A 19155-nucleotide genomic window follows, 5' to 3' on the forward strand; every position below is an offset into this window, starting at 1 on the left:
CTGGGTCTTTCGCGTCTATCGCTTGGTGGTGGTCACGTCAAGTTCATGAAGTCTGATGCATCCCAGCGTCCAGTTGAACAGGATAGCTGCTGTCGCCATCGCGAACATGATCTCTTTGAAATGATCCTTGATCCATAGATGTTCGGGCCATATTTTTCCGTACATGAGATATTCTCCGGTCATCATGGCGCATATCATATATATGGCTGTCAGCGCCCCGAATACAATAAATGTTTTTAGAAACGAGCTCCGGGTCCATATCGTGCTTCCGAGCACAAACAGCGACTGGATGAAGAAGTAGATGTATATGAAGGATGCGACGAATGTGGTGCGGTAGTGCGGTGGGCCGAGTACTGAACGCGTGTTTTCATTGTCGATAAATATCGGCCTGAAAATGAATTCGGCATAATAGTCGGGCAGTGTTATGGCTGCGATTCCTACCCTGATTGCGTCGGCGAGTGCTACAGATAGTAGAAATATCACCGGGAAGGCTATAACGTATATGAGCCAGCGCGATAGAAATGTTTCGGTTATTGGCGTGGGGCGCATAAGCAGTCTGATGCGGCCCTCTTTGCTTCTGATGTCCTCCATCATCAGTGATGAGCCCAGGCATGACAGTATCAACCCTCCGAAGTAATATAACGCAGTCATGTCGCCGAGTTTGATATCTTCTCTCTGAGGCCATTCTTCCCAATTGTAGCTGTAGGGGATGTTTATTATGGCTATGCATATCATCACTCCGACTAACAAGGCGGTGCGGAGCAGTAGTTTGCGCCGGTTTTCGGATATGTAGAGGGCGGTAAGGCTGAGTGTTCTTGCCGCGCTGAATCGGTCGGTGTTTGTCATTGCTGTGTGAATCTGCTGGTTAGACTTTCTGGATTGTTAAGAGCATACTCAAAAAGGCTCTCGAGGTTGAGTTCGGTCGGATGATCGGGGTTGTCGTTGGGCAGGATTAGAGCGCTGCCTCCCACGGCCGGCTGGGCAAACAGTGCCTGCTGCATCAGGGCGGGGGAGTCGGAGTTGACAAACCGCAGGCGTTCGGTTATTTCGGCTGTGCTGCGGTCGAGCAGCACCCGGCTGCGTTCGGTGATGACCACATGGTCGAGTATGCGGTCTATGTCGCGCACCTGATGGGTGGAGATCAGAATTGTGCGGTCGTCGGTCATCGACGATACGATAAATTTGCGGAATCGGCTTTTGCCCGGTATGTCAAGGCCGTTGGTGGGTTCGTCAAGCAGCAGCAGGGAGGTGTTGCACGCGAGAGCGAAGCACATGAAGGCTTTTTTCTTCTGGCCCATCGACAGGGATCCGAGGTGCAGATCCGACTCCAGTTCGAATGTGTCGAGGTGGCGGCGCATGTCGTCAAGGCTGAAGTTGGGATAAAACCGTGAGTTGAGCCGCAGAAACTCCCTGAGTCTGATGTTCGGTAGCGAGAATTCTTCGGGCACGATGAATATGTCCGACAGGGTCGAGGGGCGGCGGAAGCGCGTGTCCGTGCCGTTGTAATACACGTGTCCGCTCTGCGGGGTGAGCAGGCCGGCGGCGAGGTAGAGGAGGGTCGACTTTCCGGCGCCGTTGCGGCCGAGCAGGCCGTAGATGCCTCCGTCGCGGATGTTTGCCGAGAAGTCGTTGAGCACGGGCGGCCGGTGGCGGCCGTAGCTGAATGTGATGTCTTTTATTTCGAGCATTAGTGTAATAGTGAAATAGTACACTGCAAAGGTATGCATAATTTTTAATTCGCAAAAAATATTTCACAAAAAAAATGTATTTACTAACTTTGCGATAGTCAAAAAAAACAACTATTACCAATCATGGAAGAATTAGACATAGCACAGGTGTTCAATGCCGCAGAGGTGCTTAAAGATGTGGCGCGTCATCCGCGTCTTATAGGTGTTACAAAGATAAATCCCGACGCACAGGTGTATCTCAAGCCTGAAAATCTTCAGCATACCGGAGCATTCAAACTCCGTGGCGCTTACTATAAGATCTCGCAGCTTACACCCGAAGAGGCTCAGAAGGGTGTGATAGCCTGCTCGGCGGGCAATCATGCGCAGGGTGTGGCGCTGTCGGCTACGGCCAACGGTATCAAGAGCATCATCTGTCTGCCGGCGGGTGCGCCGATCTCCAAAGTGGAGGCGACAAAGCGGTTGGGAGCGGAAGTGGTGATGGTGCCTGGTGTCTACGACGATGCCTATGCTAAGGCGCTGGAACTGCAGAAGGAGCATGGATATACGCTGATACATCCGTTCGATGATCCGCTCGTGATCGCCGGACAGGGCACTATCGGTCTTGAGATCCTCGAGGAGATGCCCGATGTGGAGGCTGTGATCGTGCCTGTGGGTGGCGGTGGTCTTATCTCCGGTGTGGCGTTCGCGCTGAAGACTCTCAAGCCTGAGGTGAAAGTCTATGGTGTGCAGGCTGAGGGCGCTCCCTCGATGGCCGATTCGCTCAAGCGCAATGAGCGTCTGCATCTCGACAGCGTTTCTACGATAGCCGATGGTATCGCGGTCAAGGAGCCTGGAATCAATACGTTCGAGATGTGCCGCAAGTATGTCGACGAGATCGTGACCGTGAGCGACGACGAGATCGCTGCAGCTATTCTCAAGCTTATCGAGGAGCAGAAGCTCGTGGCCGAGGGCGCTGGTGCGGTGTCGGTGGCGGCTGCTATGTTCGATAAGGTGCCTGTCAAGGGCAAGAAGGTGGTGTGTCTGGTGAGTGGCGGAAATATCGATGTGACTTCGCTCAACCGTGTGATCACACGCGGACTTGTCAAGAGCGGCCGAGACGCTACCATCGCGATCGACCTCTCGGATAAGCCGGGACAGCTGTCGAAGGTGTGCAGCATCATCGGCGATCATGGAGCCAATATCCTCTCCGTGCAGCATGAGCGCAATTCAAGCCATACCCAGATCAATGGCTGTACTCTCCGTGTGGAGATGGAAACCCGCAATCTGCAGCATATCGCCGATATCAAAAAGGCTTTGCGCGAGAACGGTTTCGACGTGAAACAGTGATATGCGGGATTGCTTGCCGGTTTTATTAATTGAACAGTTGTTTATATGAAGTTGCGTAACGTTTTTCTTGCTGCGTCGTTTGCTGCGTCGTTGACAGTTTTTGCCGGAAATCCGAAATATGTGTTCTATATGATCGGCGACGGTATGGGCATGGGGGCTGTTTCGGCAGCCCAGGGTTTCCTTAATGCTGTGGATGGCGATGGGGCTATGCTGCAGATGCTGCAGATGCCTGTGGCTTCGATGTCGCAGACCTATTCGGCGTCGTCGCCGGTCACCGATTCGGCGGCTGCCGGTACGGCGTTGGCTTGTGGGCACAAGACGCGCAACGGAATGCTCGGTATGGATGCCGATACTGTAGCGGTGCAGTCGATAGCCGCACGGTTTCACGACAACGGGTTCGGTGTCGGACTGGTGACTACGGTTGCGCCCGACGATGCGACGCCGGGGGCGTTCTATGCCCATGTGCCACGTCGCAGCATGTACTATGAGATAGGCTGCGATGCGGCGCGCTCTGGCTATGAGTTTATCGGGGGAGCCAATCTGCGCGGCGCTAAAAACACTGATCTGATGGCACGGTTGGCCGATGCAGGGGTCGATGTGGTTCGTGGCCGTGAGGCGGCCGCAAAGTCGACGTCGCGCAGAGTGATGATGCTCAACACCGATTCAGTGAAGAAAAACAATGTCGGTTATACTATCGATTCTATCGCCGGAGTGCTGACGCTGGCGGATCTCACCGAGAGTTGTCTGAAGCATCTCATGCGGGTAAGTCCCGACGGTTTCTTCATGATGGTGGAGGGTGGCACTATCGACCATGCGGCTCACTCCAATGATGCGGCTACGGTGGTGATGCAGACTCTGGATTTCGACCGGTCGATAGGATTGGTGAGGCAGTTCGCGGCCAGCCATCCGGGTGAGGCGCTGATAGTCGTCACCGCCGATCATGAAACCGGTGGAATGGGTATGGCCTCGCTGCGTCATCACTATAATCAGAGGCTTGATCTTCTGGCTCATCAGCGTATGTCGAAGGATGCGTTCGCCGAATGGACATCTTCGGTCATCAAGTCGGGCAACGCTCCGGCATGGGAGGATATGAAGGGTGAGCTTGCCCGCCGTGTGGGATTGTTCGGCGCGGTGGCTGTGGATGAAGCCGACGAGGAAGCTCTGAAGGCTCTGTATGAGACCACGCTGTCTCACATGGGTGGCGATAAGAAGTCGACCCTCTACAGCAGCTTCGACCGTTTTACTGATAAGGTGTATGATCTGATGAGCGCTCTGACCGGCGTGGGATGGACTACCGGCGACCACTCGGGGGCTGTTGTTCCGGTGTTTGCCGAGGGCGAGGGACTGCAGTTGTTCGCGCCGGCGCAGGACAATGTCGACATTCCGGTTAAAATCATGAAAGCCGTAGGGCTCTGAGGCCTATGATCGGCTTGCGTCATCTTTTGCCGCTTGCGGCTGCCATGGCGGTCGGTGCCTGCACCGATCGCCATGAGCATATCAGTGCGGTCTATGAGAGCGATGGTTGTCTGGTGAGCCTGACCGGAATCACTAAGGCCGACGGTAGTGTCTGGATGCCCGATGATTCACTGGCCGCAGCCTCGCCTCTTGCTTCGCCTTCGCCGTTGATCGATGCTGTTTTTGCCGATGGTATCAGCCGGTTCGGCATGATGCTTGCCAGTGATTCGTCCTGCGGGGGATTGGAGGCTGACATGGCTGTGGCTGTCGGAGGAAGTTTGCTCGATCCTGATGGTGCTGTGGCGATGTTGCGTCGGCAGGCCTGTCAGACTGATTTTGGCGGGTGGCCTATCTCTGAGGGAGCTTTGCTCTGGATACCGGCGGCATGGAGCGCGTTCTGTGCCACATCCGATACGGTTTGGCTACGCGAGGCTTACGGTGTCGCGCAGGATATTATCGCGCGTTCGCTTGAGGTCGGATGGGATTCGTCGCTCGGACTGCTTCGCGGCAGTATGCCGGCATGGAGCGGGGAGCAGCAGCTGCCGTATCCGCGCTGGGCTGATGCGGTGCGGCGTTTCGAGTCGGTGTCGCTGACCGCCAATGTGGCTCTTGCAGAGGCAATTGCCGCGTTGGAGCGTATGAGGGCTGTGGCGGATGCCGGCGGAGAGTGTCCGGCAGTAGGTGCCAGTTATGTGAGGAGGCGTGTCAATTCGCTTCTGTGGGATCCGTCGCGTGGACGTTACAGTGCTTATCTCTATGGTGGCAGGTTGATGGATATGCAGGCGCCTGTGACTGACAATATCGGTCAGGCGATGGCAATGATATGGGGTGTGGCGTCAGAGCCGATGGTGTCGTCGGTGTTGTCGCGGACAGGTTACATTCGGGGTATGGTGCCCGATTTATATCCGCTCATGGCGGGCATGAAGGTGGAGGCGGCTTTAACCGGTGCTCCGATGATGCAGACTCTCTGGGCCATGGCTGCGGTCATGGATTCGCGCGAGGAATCTCTGCTGGCAGCCATCGCTTCGCTGTGCCGGCTTCATGCGTCAGAGCCCGAGAGCGGCGCTTCATCATGGCTCGCCCTGCTGGTGATGCGTGTTGTTTTTGGGATCGGTTTGCAGCCGGCGACAATTGGTTTTCATCCGTCGGTGCCGCAGTGTCTTGGGGGTGGTCTCTCACTGAATGGGTTGCGCTATGGTGATGCGGTGGTCGATGTGGCGATAAAGGGCTTTGGCAATCGTGTCGCACGTTTTGAGATTGACGGGGTGCCCTCTGTGACTTACAATATCGCTGACTCTCTAAGCGGGTATCACAAGGTCGAGATACTAATGGCCAATAATACGATGACCGAGGTAGGCGTCAAGGATGTCGGGCTGCAATGGTGCCCGCCGACGCCGGAGGTGGTATGGCGGTCGATGTCGTCGGGACGTATAGCCGATTATTCCGTTTCGCTTGATTATTATATGGTTGTCAACGGACTTCGGGATGTCAGACTGACATCGCCTGAGGTGTCAGTATCCGGACTGGTTTCGACGTCGGTGGCGGCAGTGGTAGGTGTGGCTGACGACGGATTGTCGGGCTTCTGTTCTATGCCGAGATTCTGTGTGCCGCGTGGGGCTGTGAGCCGGTATGAGGTCGAGGAGTGCAATCGTTCTGGCACGGATCTCGTGCGCGACCGGCGCACATCACGCCGCTATGTGGAGTCGGGTCGTGGGGGATTGGCCGATATTAAGGTTACGGCGACAGAGTCCGACGAGGTGGATTGCCTTATAGATATTTGTTATGCCAACGGTAACGGATCGGCAGGATTGCCGTCGGCCACGGCGTTGCGCCGAGTGACGGTCAACGGTGAGGATGTCGGCATGGTAGTGATGCCGCCGCGTGGCGGGGGCTGGTGGTTATCCACCGGATACTCGTCGAGCGTAAGGGCTCGGCTACGTAAGGGATCGAACGATATAGTTCTGTCGGTTGTTGACAATCTCGGAGGGTCGTCGGCGGCAGATCTGGTGCTTGTCGACAATGTAAGGGTTATAAGGCTGACAGATGAATTATTACAGCAATGAAACGGATCGGAATACTGAGCGATACTCATTCTAAATGGGATCCGCGCTATGCCGCGCATTTCGACGGATGCGACGAAGTGTGGCATGCGGGTGATATTGGCGATATCGGTCTGCTGCAGCGGCTGCGTGAGTGTGCGCCTGTGGTGAGAGCCGTCAGTGGCAATATCGATTCAGGCGAAGTGCGTCGGGAGTGCCCCGAACTCCTCGAATTTGAAGTGGAGGGAGTGAAGGTGTTGCTGACTCATATCGGCGGATACCCGGGTCGATATCGTCCTGGTATGAAAAAGTTGCTCGCGGCCGACGGTATCCGGCTTATGGTCTGCGGCCATTCCCATATCCTTAAGGTCATGCCCGATCCGGAGCTGGGACTGCTTCATGTCAATCCGGGAGCGGCAGGCGAGCAGGGCTGGCAGAGAGAACGCACGCTTGTGAGGCTGATTCTCGATGCCGGCGACATACGTGATCTTGATGTGATCACTCTTGGCCGTCACTATGGTGGAGACAATTGATAATCGATTAAATTTGAACGCATACTTATGAAGAAACTGATGATCTTATTATCGGCCTGCGCTCTGCTCGCAGGCTGTAAGACAAATGAAGCCAATTATCGCCAGGCCTACGAGGTGGCGAAGCAGAGATACGAGAATGCCGATACGGTGAGCACGTCATCCCACCGGCTTGAGCGCTATGCGCAGCCTCATCCTAAAGTGATCGACGGCGACACTCTGCAGTTGCTCATGCAGCCTGTCAGCGCTGTGGCCGGAGAGGGACTGACATCCTCGCAGATCCGTAATTACAATGTCGTTGTCGGTCAGTTCAGGCAGATATTCAATGCCCGCCAGATGCGTCAGCGTCTTATCGCGTCAGGATATGCCTCTACTGCAGTGCTGGCTTCGCCGCAGCCTTTGTACTATGTCGTGACAATGTCTACCGATACAGCATCGCAGGCAGCCGCTGAAATACGCAGACTGCAGTCCGACGCATCGGTGAAGCTGCGTGCTCCGCTGCCATTCGTCATCTCGCCGCGCTGACAGATTTTTTAGAACAAAGCAAAAAGCCTTGCGTCCATCGTTTCGCAAGGCTTTTTGATTAAAGAGTGTGTTTTTACTATCCATTGACGGAAGATTCATAGTCACAGTGTGTGGATTAGACCTCTTTGAAGTGTGAGCGGTCTACGCCGCAGATCGGACAGGTAAAGTCGGCAGGCAGTTCGCCGTCGCACTCTACAGTATATCCGCATACGTCGCATTTATAGACACGTTTTGCCGCCGGTTGCGTTTCGGATGCCGGCTCTTCGCGATAGGTCGGTGCGTTTTTCGGAGCACTGCCCTTGATCACTTCATGATAGTAGGAGTATGTCATCGGACGTCCCTCACCTTCATAGGTGGCCTTCAGGCGTCCTATGACAATTATGTGCGTCCCGCAGTCGACAAAGTCGAACGCGTCAAGAATGAGCCGCCCGCAGAATTTGCCATTTACGGCCGGCGCGCCGTCAAGATCCTTATATCCGTAGCCGGAATATTTGTCGTTGTCGCGGCTCGAGCAAAAACCGAATTTGCCGATGATCGACGGATCTGTATCTTCGGCCAGGATTGAAAGGCTGAAGCGTGGGTTGCGCCGTATGGCATCAAGGGTGAAGTTGTTTTTGTTGAGCGATATCGCCAGAACCGGATTTTCGCTTGTCACCTGAAAACAGGTGTTGATGATACACCCTACGGGCCTGTCGTCGGAGTAGCATCCGACCACATACAGCCCGTAGGTGATCTTTTGAAGAGGAGTAAGGTTCATGATTTGTGTGTCGTTTAATAGTTCTGTGCCTCAAGCTCGAAGAAGCAGCGCGAGTGCAGGCACACAGGACATACCTCGGGAGCTTTTTTGCCTACTACGATATGTCCGCAGTTGCGGCATATCCACACCATGTCACCGTCGCGGGAGAATACCAGTCCCTCCTCAATGTTTTTGAGCAGGCGACGGTAACGTTCCTCGTGATGTTTCTCTATCTCGGCTACGGCACGGAAGCGGAAGGCTATTTCGGGAAATCCCTCGGCCTCGGCCTCTTCGGCCATGCGCGAATACATGTCGGTCCATTCGTAGTTCTCTCCTTCGGCAGCTTCGCGGAGGTTGTCCATGGTGTCGGAAATTTCGCCTCCGTGGAGCAGTTTGTACCAGAGCTTGGCGTGCTCCTTTTCGTTGTGGGCTGTTTCTTCAAATATGGCGGCGATCTGTTCGTAGCCGTCTTTACGTGCCTTTGATGCGAAATAGGTGTACTTGTTTCGAGCCATAGATTCGCCGGCAAATGCCTGCTGGAGATTCTGTTCGGTTTTGGTGCCTTTTAAGTCTTTCATAATCGTGTGTTATTTTGTTGTTGTTGAGATATTTTGGTTACATTCAGGACAGATGCCCTTAAAAAAAACGTTTACATTGTTGCATACATATTCGTCGGGAAGCCGAAGTGACGACATGTCGAGCGTGATGTCGAATATGCGGCGGCACTCCTTGCACATGAAGTGGCCATGGGGCTGACGGTCGGCGGCGTCATAGCGTGTGGAGTCCGACGATATGTCTATGTTGTTGACAAGGCCTTTTTCCGACAACAGTTTCAGGCTGCTGAACACTGTGGTGCGCGACAGTGTCGGATGCTCTTTGACCAGTTCGGAATACACTTCGTCGGCTGTCGGATGGCAGTAGCACGAATTGATGTATTCTAAAATGGCAAGCCGCTGCATCGACGGACGTATGTCCGCTTCGCTCAGTCTATAGTGGAGTCTGTTACGGTCTGTTTTAATCATTGAATCCTAATGGCATATTGTACTGAATACAAAGTTATATCAAATACATCACCTGTGCAAGTGTTCACAGAAGGTTTTGTTGATTATTAACATCTGCTGAAATTTGTTGACAGATACGGAGCGCGCTCCACGGATAAAACAAATATCCATGGAGCGCGGTTCAGTAATATCGGGATGTCGCTCGGCCGGTTTTTATGAATTGATATTCACGTATCCGTTTATACGACAGCTGCAGTATTTCCTGCCTCGGTCAGATCATATTGACGAGGGTCTTTTTTTTGCGGGATCGCAAGTCAACCCCACCTTCAGTTTCTTGAATATCTTATGGTCTACTTCGCCAAGCATCACAGTGCAGTGGGCTTCACATCCGTTGAGCTCTGGCAGTTTCTCAAGTGCGCGACGGCAGTTCTCGTCGTGTGTGCTCAATACCGAAAGAGCCACCAGCACCTCATCGGTGTGCAGTCTCGGGTTATGTCCCTGCAGATACGTTGTCTTGGTGTGCTGTATAGGCTCGATCATATCCTGTGGTATCAGCTTCACCGAATGGTCTATGCCGGCAAGATGCTTGATGGCGTTGAGTATCACGGCGGCACTCGGACCGAGAAGCGCGCTTGATCCGCCGGTGATTATGGTGCCGTCCTGCAGTTCTATAGCCGAGCAGGCCACGCCGGTCTGTTCGGCGCGTTCTCTGGCAGCGGCTATGGTGCGGCGGAACTTGGTGTCGATATTGGCCTGTTTGAAAAGCAGTGCTATCTTGTCCACCTCAGAGTCGCAGCAGTCACCTTGTGCCAGACGGTTGAGGGCGGTGAAGTAGCGTCTGACTATCTCGTTTTTGGAAGCCTGGCAGCATATCTCGTCGTCATTGATGCAGAAGCCTACCATATTTACTCCCATGTCGGTGGGTGACTTGTATGGGTTGTGGCCGTAGATCCCTTCGAATATGGAGTCGAGCACCGGGAAGATCTCTATGTCGCGGTTGTAGTTGATTGCGGTCTTGCCGTACGCCTCGAGATGAAACGGGTCTATCATGTTCACATCGTTGAGGTCGGCTGTGGCAGCCTCATAGGCTATGTTGACCGGATGTTTCAGTGGCAGACTCCACACTGGGAACGTTTCAAACTTGGCATAGCCGGCCTCTATGCCGCGCTTGTGTTCGTTGTACAGCTGGCTGAGACATACGGCCATCTTGCCGCTGCCGGGGCCGGGAGCCGTTACTATAACAAGCGGTCGTGTGGTCTTGACATAATCGTTTTTGCCAAAGCCCTCTTCGGAGGCTATCAGATCCACGTTGGTCGGATAGCCGTCGATCGTGTAGTGGTAGTAGGTGGTGATGCCGAGACGTTCAAGGCGCTGACGGAAGGCGTCGGCGCTTTTCTGCCCGTTGTAGTGGGTGATGACCACCGAACTTACCATAAATCCGCGTTTCTGGAATTCGTCGCGAAGTCTCAGCACATCCATGTCGTATGTTATGCCAAGATCCGTGCGTACCTTGTTTTTCTCAATGTCAATGGCGCTGATCACGATCACTATTTCCGCGTGATCGTTGAGTTGGCTGAGCATCCGGAGTTTGCTGTCGGGCTGGAATCCTGGCAATACGCGGCTCGCGTGATAGTCGTCAAACAGTTTGCCTCCCAGTTCCAGATATAGTTTGTTGCCAAACTGAGCGATGCGTTCCTTTATGTGCTCGCTCTGTATCTTGAGATACTTGTCGTTGTCAAATCCGTATTTCATAACGGGATGCAAAGTTACGAATTTTTTGCTGTAATAGTTCGTCTGATACCGCCGTATTTCACAAATGTTTTTATAAAAGCTGCGATAAAAAACCTGCGCCGTAATGCATGATTCATTACGGCGCAGTCTTTGAATGCTTTTTCAGTCGGGAATATACTCCGGGCGATTACTTTACAGATGCTTTCGACATGGCTGCGGCCACATCGGCGCGGAGTTCGTCGTCCTGCTTGTCGCGGCTTATGATATTGCCCTCCGGATCAAAAAGTATGATGCATGGTATTCCGGCGATACCGTAGAGATCGGTCGGAATATTCTGGCCATTGAGGATCTGCGGCCAGGGCAGTTCATGCTGCTCTATGGCGCGGAGTGTGTTGGCAGGTTCGTCCCATACGGCTACGCCAAGCACGTCAAGGCCTTTTGGGCCATACTCTTCGTAGAGTTCCTTGATGACTCTGGTCTCGCGGATACATGGACCGCACCAGCTCGCCCAGAAGTCGACAAGCGTGTATTTGCCGCGACCCACATAGTCGCTCAGACGTGAGGTCTTGCCGTCGTAGGTGATCTCGAAATCCTTGAATTTGTGGCCTACTGATGTCTCCTCTTTGTTTATAAGACCCTGACGGAGTGTCTGCACGCGTTTCGAATCGGCAAACTGCGGATATTCCTTGAGTTTGGCGTCGAATGTGGGCAGATCATATCCGTAGCACTGCTGAAGGAAGAGGTAGTAACCGAGCGGATTGCCGGCATTGGCCTTGAGAGCGTTTTCAAACAGATCGTTATTGCTCTGCTGTATTTCTTTCTTTTTTGCTTTATCCTCGGGGGTGTCGCCGAGCTGACGGTATTCGGCCACGTGCTTTTGCTGCTCCGACATGAGGTTGACGAGGGCGTCGTTGGTCGGTGAGCCTGTGGCCATGCGGTTGGCCGGATTTAAGGCTATGTCGCCCTCTTCGAGCACAAACTGTCCGGCACGGTTGCCGTCGAGGATCACCCGGGCAAACACCGGAGTGGTCACAGTGCCTTTGAAGATGGCTTTTCCGCCATCAACCACCGTCGAGTCAAGTTTGGCACTTGTGTCGAAGTCGATGATGTAGGCTGTCAGGCCATCCTCATCCTCCGAAAGCGGGAGAGTGACAGTGTAGTTGTCGGTCGCTGTGGCCGCATTGGCGCACGATACTGCCAGGAATGCTCCGGCTGCAAGGGTCATGAATGGTAGTTTCATATCAGTGATATTGGTTATTGTTGTTCTTGCTGGAATAATTCATCGTTTTCGTCGAGCTTGAAGTTGTGGGCCAGCAGGGCGATGAATTTTGATATCTGCGTGATGGCCTGGCGTGTGGCATCGGTGATCTCTTTGTGCTGTAGCCGTAACATAAGCATTCCGTAGAGTGCGTTGAAGCAGGTTTCAATCTCTCCGGGCCGTTCGTCGCCGCTTTTGGCGCGAAGTTCCACTATGTAGGGTAGCGTGCGGTAAAATTCGGCGGTATATTCGGCAAAGCGTGGATCTTTGAGCAGTGCCATATGCAGATCCACGAGCTGCACTATCACGTTGCGGTTGAGTTGCAGATGCCCGCTTTTTGCCACACCCTCGCGGCGCATCATGTCGATCAGGCTCTCATACCATTCGGTCATCTGTAGGCGCTGCTCGTCCGACAGGCCTGTGTAGCGGTCTATCACGTTGGCCTTTATGCGGTCTATGTCGAGATCGTTGGCGCGTATGATGTCCTCTATCTGCCACATATACAGCAGATATTCGGCTATATTCTCTTTTCTTTTTTCGGATGCGGTAAACATTTGTTTTACTTGTTTGGAGTTCAGTCAGGATAGATCCGTCTTAAGTTAAACACTGTTCTCTCTAATGAGTTTGCCGGCATAGAGTGTCAGTTAGATTGTAGTGATGCGGCGAGAGCCTCGGCGCAGCGCTCGCCGTCGATTGCAGCCGACACGATTCCGCCGGCATATCCGGCTCCTTCGCCGCAAGGAAACAGTCCTGGAGTGGTCAGCGACTGCAGTGTGGAAGGGTCGCGCACGAGTCTTACGGGAGCCGATGTGCGCGTTTCGTCGCCGATCACGGTGGCTTCCTGAGTCAGGAATCCGCGGTTTTTGCGTCCCATCTCTTCAAAACCCTTTCGCAGCCGGCGCGAGATGCAGTCGGGCAGAAGCTTGTCCACTCTCGCTGGATAAAGTCCGGGGGCATACGACGATGGCGGAAGAGTGTCGGAGTCACGGCCGGCGACGAAGTCGGTCATGCGCTGTGCGGGAGCTTTCTGTGTGCCGTCGCCAGCATTGAAAAAGCGTCGCTCGATCTCCTCCTGATATAGCATCATGCGCAATGTCTCATCTTCACCTTCGGGTGTGGCCACATCCTCAGGGAGCAGCTCCACTACCATGCCGGAGTTGGCCCAGCGTGTGCCGCGGTTGGAGGGCGACATGCCGTTGACCACCAGTAGCCCGGGTTCGCTCGAAGCGGGTATGATGAATCCGCCAGGACACATGCAGAACGAGTAAACGCCGCGGTTCTCCACCCTGGTCAGCATCGTATATTCTGCCGCCGGAAGATATTTGCCACGACCCTCCTTGCTGTGGTAGCGTATGCGGTCAATCAGAGCCTGCGGATGTTCGAGGCGGACTCCTATGGCTATCCCTTTCGCCTCCATGCCTATCCCCGAAGCGCGCAGAGTGCGGTAGACGTCGCGCGCCGAGTGGCCGGTGGCCAGTATCACCTTGCCGCGGATGTCGCCGCGGCCGGTCGAGACTCCTGTGGCATGTCCCGATTCATCGGTGATGATCTGTTCGGCACGGGTGGAAAACCTCACCTCTCCGCCGCAGCGTTCGATGGTGTGGCGCATGGCCTTGATTACTTCCGGCAGACGGTCGGTGCCTATATGTGGATGTGCGTCTGCCAGTATGTCGGTCTGTGCGCCGTGCTGGCAGAAAATCCGTAATATCCGATCGGTGTCGCCCCGTTTTTTGCTGCGGGTGTAGAGTTTCCCGTCGGAATAGGCTCCTGCGCCTCCTTCGCCGAAACAGTAGTTGGAGTCAGGATCGACGATCCCCTCTCGTGACAGTCGGGCCATGTCGATCCGTCGTGAATCCACATCCTTTCCGCGTTCGATCACTATAGGCTTTATGCCGAGTTGTATGAGCCGCATAGCCGCGAACAGTCCGGCTGGGCCTGCGCCTACTACGACAGCCGCAGGAGCCGATTCCGGCAGCCGGTCGTAAGGCTCGGGCGCGAACAGTGTCGCCGACGGATCTTCATCGACATACGCAAGTAGCGTCAGGTTTATCATCACATTGCGCTGGCGGGCATCGATCGAGCGCTTGATGATCCTGATGCCTTTTATGCGGTTGGCGTCGATATTAAGGCGGGTGCTTGCCAGTGCGGTCAGTCGCAGTTCTGAGGCGGCAGTGGCCGGGTCGACGCGTAGTTGTAGCTGTTCGGTCATGGTGTAGAGATCGCTTGGTTATGTTTCTTCATCTGCCACCAGAGTGTCACTATGGCGAAGACAAAGGCTATCAGATCGCTTGCGGCTATGCTTGCCCACACTCCGTCAATCCCGAACTGTTTCGGGAGGATTATGAGGAACGGGATCAGAAACAGAAGCTGGCGCGTAAGCGACAGGAATATCGAAATCTTCGGTTTGCCCACCGACTGGAAGTAGTTCTGTATCACTATCTGGCATCCGATCACCGGATAGAACAGGAAAAAGATCCTCGCCCCGTGTCCGGCTATGTCTATTAGCTGCAGGTCGGTGGTGAACAGGGAGCTGACTGTGTCAGGGACGAGCTCGGTGATGACCCATCCTACGGTGGTGATGCCCATGCCAAGCCATATGCCTATGCGCAGAGTGCGTTTGACCCGTTCCCAGTTTCCGGCACCGTAGTTGAAGCCGAGTATCGGCTGCATGCCCTGCGTGACTCCAAACACGATCATGACGAAAAACATAGTCGTGCGGTTGAGTATGCCGTAGGCTCCGACCGAAAGGTCGCCGGCATCACCGCCATAGTCGAGCAGCGCTTTGTTGATGAACACTACTACGATACAGGCGCACACACTCATCAAAAACGGCGACATGCCGATAGCATAGATGCGGCGTGCTATTGACGGCGTGAACCACCGGTTGCGCAGATTGAAATGGATGAAACTGCGGCGTGAAATGAAGTGGGCGAGCACCCAGACACAGGCCACCGACTGTCCGATCACGGTTGCCATGGCTGCGCCGCGTATTCCCAGATCGAGGACGAAAATGAATATCGGAGCCATGATCACATTTACCCCTACCGATAAAAGAGCCGATACCATTGCCTTGCGCGGATAGCCGGTGGCGCGCATCAGGTTGTTGAGTCCGATGAACACGTAGGCTATCGGGGTTCCCAGCAATATCACCTCCATGAATTCGCGGGCATAATCAATGGTTGATGGGGTGGCTCCGAAGAAATACAGTATCTCGTCGAGAAACAGCAGTGTGATGCCGCCGAATACCACCGACTGTATGATGCATAGAAGCAGCACGTTGTTGACCACATCGGTGGCTCTCGAAATATCCTTCTGACCCATGAAAATGGATGATATCGTGGCGCCGCCCACAGCTATGAGGGTGCAGAAGGCGATCACGAGATTCATCAGCGGAAAAGTGATGGCCAGTCCGGATATGGCCATGGCGCCTACGCCTCGGCCTATGAATATGCTGTCGATGATATTGTAGAGCGAGGTGACCACGCTCGCGATGATGGCCGGCACGGAATACTGTATCAGCAGTCGGCTGATTGATTCGGTGCCCAGTGTCATCGGTGATTTTGAAGTATCTGTAGGCATTTCGTTCCAAGTCGATTCTGCAAAATTAACTTTATTTGTTGGCTTAATGACAATGCGGAATATTAATTTTGCAAAAAAAACTACAGCAATGACTACAGTCCCCAATCAATACGGATTCGGTGCGCTCTTCGATCTCGACGGGGTGATCATCGACAGTGAAACGCTATATACCGGTTTCTGGAACGATATAGAGGCCGAGTTCCCGACAGGGATACCTGACTATGCCATAGCCATAAAGGGTCGCACTCTTGAGTCGATAATGGAGGAATATCCTACCGAAGAGATAAGGCGTGAGATCACTCGCCGTCTGATGGAGTTTCAGGCTTCAATGCGGTTCACGCCTCTGCCCGGAGCGGTGGAGATGCTTGAGGCGCTCGCGGCGGCGGGGATACCTTCCGCGCTGGTGACGAGCAGCGATGCCGTCAAGATGCAGCGGCTGTTTGACATGATGCCTCGGCTGCGAGGCCTGTTTGTGACTGTGATAGATGGGTCGATGGTTACACATTCCAAGCCCCATCCCGAGGGATATTGTCGCGCCGCTCGCGAGATCGGGATGGAGCCTGAAAGATGTGTGGTTTTTGAGGATTCGCTTCAGGGGCTTGCTGCCGGACGGGCTTCAGGAGCGACTGTCGTCGGACTGGCCACTACATATCCCGTCAGCCGGGTGGAACCGTTGTCCGATGTCGTCATATCGTCATGGCAGGAGTTGCCGTTGGAGCGTCTGGTGGAGCTTATGAGCTGACTCAGACAGCCTTGAAACTCATGTCGAGGCCTTTGACAGAATGTGTCAGTGCACCTACCGATATGTAATCCACTCCGCATTCGCCGTATGCACGCAGTGTATCGATCGTAATGCCGCCTGACGATTCGATTTCGGTACGGCCGCCGATAAGTTTCACGGCTTCGCGTGTGCGTTCGGGAGTGAAGTTGTCGAGCATGATGCGGTCTACACCCGCTTCGAGAGCCTGACGGATCTCGTCTTCGTTGCGCACTTCCACCTCGATCTTCAGATCCTTTCCTTTGGCGCGGCAATATTCTTTGGCGCGTTTCACAGCTTCGGGTATCCCTCCGGCGAAGTCCACATGATTGTCCTTGATCAGTATCATGTCAAACAGTCCGATGCGGTGGTTGGCGCCTCCTCCGATCTTCACGGCCTCTTTCTCAAGCAGGCGCATGCCCGGGGTGGTCTTGCGGGTGTCGAGCACTTTGGTGTCAAGGCCTTTCAGCCGTTCCTGATAACGGGCTGTAGTGGTGGCTATGCCGCTCATGCGCTGCATGATGTTGAGCATGGTGCGTTCAGTCTGCAGCAGCGAGCGCACGCTGCCTTCCACTTCGAAGGCTACGTCGCCGGGTTTCACATGTGTGCCGTCGGTCATGTACACGGTCATCTTCAGCTCCGGATCGAAGTATTCAAACACGCGGCGTGCCACATCGACTCCGGCGAGGATTCCCTCCTCCTTTATGATAAGACGCTGCCGTCCGCGAGCTTCGGCAGGGATGGTCGATAGGGTGGTGTGGTCGCCGTCGCCCACATCCTCGGCAAAAGCGAGCCGAATCAGTTCGGTGATAAGCTGGTCGTTTGTTTCCATGTCGGTTTTTATGTATTTTTGCACACAAAATTAATAATCTTATCCCGACTCCGCAACTTCCGTCACGATGAAAATTACTATTATGGCCGTGGGGCGCACCACCACTCCTTACATTGCCAAAGCCACCGACGATTATATCGGCCGTGCGTGTCATTACATGCCGGTGGAGATGCTGACTGTGGCTGATATACGCCAGACACGGTCGCTGACCATGCAGCAGCAGCGCGACAAGGAGGGCGAACAGTTGCTGCAGTCGTTTCAGCCGTCGGATATGGTGGTGTTGCTCGATGAGCACGGGCGTGAGATGACCTCGCGCCAGTTTGCCGGATATATCGAGCGTCAGGCCGTCAGCGGGCGTCGTCGGCTTGTGTTCGTGATAGGAGGTCCTTATGGTTTTTCCGACGCTGTCCGATCAAGAGCCGATGCCATGATATCGCTGTCGCAGATGACATTTTCCCATGAAATGGTGAGGCTTTTTTTCGCCGAGCAGATCTATCGCGCGATGACTATCCTGCGTGGAGAGCCATATCATCATGATTGATTCTGTAGCTGTCAGACATGTATGAGGTCGGTGAGCACCATGTCGGTCACAAGCCAGTGGTCAGGGTTCATACTAATTGTGTCGTCGGTTTTCATCAGTCGGCCGGCGGTAATGTGAGGGGCGGCGTCGTCAATGAGCCGTAGTGTCGGTCCGCTGCCGAAAAGTCTGCGGAATTCCGACAGATTGATTCCTTCGGCCGTGCGAAGGCGTATTATCAGGTAGTCGTTGATGCGCTCGTCGGTGTTCTCCTCTTCGGCAGTGGCGAACCCCTCTCCTCCGCTCGCCAGATACGACTTTATGTCCGAAGGGTTGTAGCGCCTGAGCCGTCCGTCGAAGCTGTGCGCTCCGGGGCCGAGGCCGATGTATGGCGAAAGATCCCAGTATCCGCTGTTGTGTATGGCCCGGTGTCCCGGAAGGGCGAAGTTGGATATCTCATAGTGCTCATAGCCGGCTTTGGATGTCGTATGCCGCAGTATGTCGAACATTTCGGCTGCTTCCGTGTCGGTGGCTTCACTGACTCTCCCTCTGGCGCGCATGGCGTGAAGACGTGTCCCCGGTTCGTAGGAGAGTAGATAACATGACAGATGTTCCGGTCGGCGTGCTGTCAGTTCTGCAAGGCTGGAGGCGAACGATGCCGGTGTCTGTCCCGGAAGTCCGTATATGAGGTCGGCGCTGACATCGAGTCGTGAGGCAGTCAGCAGATCGAGTGCTTTCAGAGCGTCGGAGGCTGTGTGACGTCGGCCTACGGCGGTCAGTTCTTCATCGCGCAGCGACTGTATGCCCATGCTGACGCGGCTGACGGGAGTGTCGTCGAGCCATTTGACAAATTCGCTGTCCACATCTTCCGGGTTCACTTCTATGGTGATTTCAGTCATATCCGGCGTGGCAAGCAGTCCGATTATTCGCTGGAGCAGGTGGCGTGGCAGTGCCGACGGGGTGCCTCCTCCGATGTATAGTGTCGGCCGTGATCTGAGGCCGTCGGTTTCATTGCGACGCCAGTTCCACTCGGCTTCGAGCGTGTCGCAATATCGTTCGGCAAGTTCTATGCGGGGCAGCGAATAGAAGTCGCAATATGCGCATTTCGAACGGCAGAAAGGTACGTGGACGTATATCATTGGTAAATCGCTATCATGAAGATGATTGGATGTCGCAGATCC

The 19155-nt window shown here is 54.4% G+C and carries 19 protein-coding genes; 7 read left to right on the forward strand and 12 right to left on the reverse strand.

Annotated features, from left to right (window positions below; translation table 11 throughout):
* Positions 1-15: 15 nt before the first annotated feature.
* The gene (locus NF347_RS03630) at positions 16-846 is read right to left on the reverse strand and encodes a hypothetical protein (RefSeq protein WP_107035741.1); all 831 of its coding nucleotides are present in this window, start codon (positions 844-846) and stop codon (positions 16-18) included.
* Positions 843-1688: an ABC transporter ATP-binding protein gene (locus tag NF347_RS03635; RefSeq protein ID WP_107035740.1), complete on the reverse strand. Its 846-nt coding sequence runs from the start codon at positions 1686-1688 to the stop codon at positions 843-845. Before NF347_RS03635 ends, NF347_RS03630 begins: the two co-directional genes overlap by 4 nt.
* Positions 1689-1811: 123 nt before the next feature.
* On the opposite strand from NF347_RS03635, the gene ilvA reads away from it, so the two are divergent.
* Genes ilvA through NF347_RS03660 form a run of 5 tightly spaced genes read left to right on the forward strand, consistent with a single transcriptional unit; the run spans position 1812 to position 7563 of the window.
* Positions 1812-3014 (forward strand): threonine ammonia-lyase, encoded by a 1203-nt coding sequence (ilvA, locus tag NF347_RS03640; RefSeq protein WP_107035739.1) that lies wholly within the window; start codon positions 1812-1814, stop codon positions 3012-3014.
* A 45-nt stretch (positions 3015-3059) separates the two neighbouring features.
* On the forward strand, positions 3060-4430 hold the full coding sequence (locus tag NF347_RS03645) for an alkaline phosphatase (protein ID WP_107035738.1): 1371 nt from the start codon (positions 3060-3062) through the stop codon (positions 4428-4430).
* A gap of 5 nt (positions 4431-4435) precedes the next feature.
* Positions 4436-6532 carry a hypothetical protein gene (locus NF347_RS03650; RefSeq protein ID WP_133165424.1) on the forward strand — a complete coding sequence of 699 codons (2097 nt, stop codon included), beginning with the start codon at positions 4436-4438 and terminating at the stop codon, positions 6530-6532.
* Positions 6529-7041 carry a metallophosphoesterase family protein gene (locus NF347_RS03655; protein ID WP_107035736.1) on the forward strand — a complete coding sequence of 171 codons (513 nt, stop codon included), beginning with the start codon at positions 6529-6531 and terminating at the stop codon, positions 7039-7041. Before NF347_RS03650 ends, NF347_RS03655 begins: the two co-directional genes overlap by 4 nt.
* A gap of 27 nt (positions 7042-7068) precedes the next feature.
* Positions 7069-7563: an SPOR domain-containing protein gene (locus NF347_RS03660; protein ID WP_107035735.1), complete on the forward strand. Its 495-nt coding sequence runs from the start codon at positions 7069-7071 to the stop codon at positions 7561-7563.
* Positions 7564-7678: 115 nt separating this feature from the next.
* Here the strand turns inward: NF347_RS03660 and NF347_RS03665 are convergent, their stop codons facing one another.
* The 8 genes from NF347_RS03665 to NF347_RS03700 all read right to left on the reverse strand — a co-directional run bounded on the left by NF347_RS03665 (position 7679) and on the right by NF347_RS03700 (position 15868).
* Positions 7679-8320: a flavin reductase family protein gene (locus tag NF347_RS03665; RefSeq protein ID WP_107035734.1), complete on the reverse strand. Its 642-nt coding sequence runs from the start codon at positions 8318-8320 to the stop codon at positions 7679-7681.
* Between the two features lie 14 nt (positions 8321-8334).
* Positions 8335-8877, reverse strand: a complete 543-nt coding sequence (gene rbr / locus NF347_RS03670; protein ID WP_107035733.1) for a rubrerythrin — start codon at positions 8875-8877, stop codon at positions 8335-8337.
* Positions 8878-8886: 9 nt separating this feature from the next.
* A complete protein-coding gene (locus NF347_RS03675; protein ID WP_107035732.1) occupies positions 8887-9321 on the reverse strand; it encodes a Fur family transcriptional regulator in 435 nt (144 codons plus the stop codon).
* 255 nt (positions 9322-9576) lie between these two features.
* Positions 9577-11052, reverse strand: coding sequence for a DUF1846 domain-containing protein (locus NF347_RS03680; RefSeq protein WP_107035731.1), 1476 nt, complete (start codon positions 11050-11052; stop codon positions 9577-9579).
* Positions 11053-11218: 166 nt separating this feature from the next.
* Complete coding sequence (locus NF347_RS03685; RefSeq protein WP_107035730.1) at positions 11219-12271, reverse strand: TlpA disulfide reductase family protein; 1053 nt, start codon at positions 12269-12271, stop codon at positions 11219-11221.
* Between the two features lie 14 nt (positions 12272-12285).
* Positions 12286-12843 (reverse strand): DUF4924 family protein, encoded by a 558-nt coding sequence (locus NF347_RS03690; protein WP_107035729.1) that lies wholly within the window; start codon positions 12841-12843, stop codon positions 12286-12288.
* Between the two features lie 86 nt (positions 12844-12929).
* Positions 12930-14498, reverse strand: a complete 1569-nt coding sequence (locus tag NF347_RS03695; RefSeq protein WP_274945992.1) for an NAD(P)/FAD-dependent oxidoreductase — start codon at positions 14496-14498, stop codon at positions 12930-12932.
* On the reverse strand, positions 14495-15868 hold the full coding sequence (locus NF347_RS03700; protein ID WP_202613075.1) for an MATE family efflux transporter: 1374 nt from the start codon (positions 15866-15868) through the stop codon (positions 14495-14497). Before NF347_RS03700 ends, NF347_RS03695 begins: the two co-directional genes overlap by 4 nt.
* Before the next feature lie 88 nt (positions 15869-15956).
* Between NF347_RS03700 and NF347_RS03705 the strand changes: the two genes are divergently transcribed.
* Positions 15957-16610, forward strand: coding sequence for an HAD family hydrolase (locus tag NF347_RS03705; RefSeq protein WP_161553861.1), 654 nt, complete (start codon positions 15957-15959; stop codon positions 16608-16610).
* Between the two features lies 1 nt (position 16611).
* Here NF347_RS03705 and nadC read toward each other — a convergent pair whose 3' ends face one another.
* Positions 16612-17457 (reverse strand): carboxylating nicotinate-nucleotide diphosphorylase, encoded by an 846-nt coding sequence (gene nadC / locus NF347_RS03710; RefSeq protein ID WP_107035725.1) that lies wholly within the window; start codon positions 17455-17457, stop codon positions 16612-16614.
* A 67-nt stretch (positions 17458-17524) separates the two neighbouring features.
* Here nadC and rlmH point away from each other — a divergent pair, with 67 nt between their 5' ends.
* Entirely contained in the window at positions 17525-17998 is a 474-nt protein-coding gene (rlmH, locus tag NF347_RS03715; RefSeq protein WP_107035724.1) for a 23S rRNA (pseudouridine(1915)-N(3))-methyltransferase RlmH, read from the forward strand.
* An 11-nt stretch (positions 17999-18009) separates the two neighbouring features.
* On the opposite strand, the gene hemW is transcribed toward rlmH, so the two are convergent.
* Positions 18010-19113, reverse strand: coding sequence for a radical SAM family heme chaperone HemW (gene hemW, locus NF347_RS03720; protein ID WP_161553862.1), 1104 nt, complete (start codon positions 19111-19113; stop codon positions 18010-18012).
* Positions 19114-19155 lie beyond the last annotated feature (42 nt).

Origin of the sequence: Paramuribaculum intestinale, from assembly GCF_030759015.1 — a bacterium.
In the GTDB taxonomy this organism is placed as follows: Bacteria; Bacteroidota; Bacteroidia; order Bacteroidales; family Muribaculaceae; genus Paramuribaculum; species Paramuribaculum intestinale.

What these genes read in the sequence shown, in the direction of transcription:
- NF347_RS03630 (WP_107035741.1), bottom strand. Translation starts at nt 846, where the DNA reads ATGACAAACACCGACCGATTCAGCGCGGCAAGAACACTCAGCCTTACC.
- NF347_RS03635 (WP_107035740.1), bottom strand. Translation starts at nt 1,688, where the DNA reads ATGCTCGAAATAAAAGACATCACATTCAGCTACGGCCGCCACCGGCCG.
- ilvA (WP_107035739.1), top strand. Translation starts at nt 1,812, where the DNA reads ATGGAAGAATTAGACATAGCACAGGTGTTCAATGCCGCAGAGGTGCTT.
- NF347_RS03645 (WP_107035738.1), top strand. Translation starts at nt 3,060, where the DNA reads ATGAAGTTGCGTAACGTTTTTCTTGCTGCGTCGTTTGCTGCGTCGTTG.
- NF347_RS03650 (WP_133165424.1), top strand. Translation starts at nt 4,436, where the DNA reads ATGATCGGCTTGCGTCATCTTTTGCCGCTTGCGGCTGCCATGGCGGTC.
- NF347_RS03655 (WP_107035736.1), top strand. Translation starts at nt 6,529, where the DNA reads ATGAAACGGATCGGAATACTGAGCGATACTCATTCTAAATGGGATCCG.
- NF347_RS03660 (WP_107035735.1), top strand. Translation starts at nt 7,069, where the DNA reads ATGAAGAAACTGATGATCTTATTATCGGCCTGCGCTCTGCTCGCAGGC.
- NF347_RS03665 (WP_107035734.1), bottom strand. Translation starts at nt 8,320, where the DNA reads ATGAACCTTACTCCTCTTCAAAAGATCACCTACGGGCTGTATGTGGTC.
- rbr (WP_107035733.1), bottom strand. Translation starts at nt 8,877, where the DNA reads ATGAAAGACTTAAAAGGCACCAAAACCGAACAGAATCTCCAGCAGGCA.
- NF347_RS03675 (WP_107035732.1), bottom strand. Translation starts at nt 9,321, where the DNA reads ATGATTAAAACAGACCGTAACAGACTCCACTATAGACTGAGCGAAGCG.
- NF347_RS03680 (WP_107035731.1), bottom strand. Translation starts at nt 11,052, where the DNA reads ATGAAATACGGATTTGACAACGACAAGTATCTCAAGATACAGAGCGAG.
- NF347_RS03685 (WP_107035730.1), bottom strand. Translation starts at nt 12,271, where the DNA reads ATGAAACTACCATTCATGACCCTTGCAGCCGGAGCATTCCTGGCAGTA.
- NF347_RS03690 (WP_107035729.1), bottom strand. Translation starts at nt 12,843, where the DNA reads ATGTTTACCGCATCCGAAAAAAGAAAAGAGAATATAGCCGAATATCTG.
- NF347_RS03695 (WP_274945992.1), bottom strand. Translation starts at nt 14,498, where the DNA reads ATGACCGAACAGCTACAACTACGCGTCGACCCGGCCACTGCCGCCTCA.
- NF347_RS03700 (WP_202613075.1), bottom strand. Translation starts at nt 15,868, where the DNA reads ATGCCTACAGATACTTCAAAATCACCGATGACACTGGGCACCGAATCA.
- NF347_RS03705 (WP_161553861.1), top strand. Translation starts at nt 15,957, where the DNA reads ATGACTACAGTCCCCAATCAATACGGATTCGGTGCGCTCTTCGATCTC.
- nadC (WP_107035725.1), bottom strand. Translation starts at nt 17,457, where the DNA reads ATGGAAACAAACGACCAGCTTATCACCGAACTGATTCGGCTCGCTTTT.
- rlmH (WP_107035724.1), top strand. Translation starts at nt 17,525, where the DNA reads ATGAAAATTACTATTATGGCCGTGGGGCGCACCACCACTCCTTACATT.
- hemW (WP_161553862.1), bottom strand. Translation starts at nt 19,113, where the DNA reads ATGATATACGTCCACGTACCTTTCTGCCGTTCGAAATGCGCATATTGC.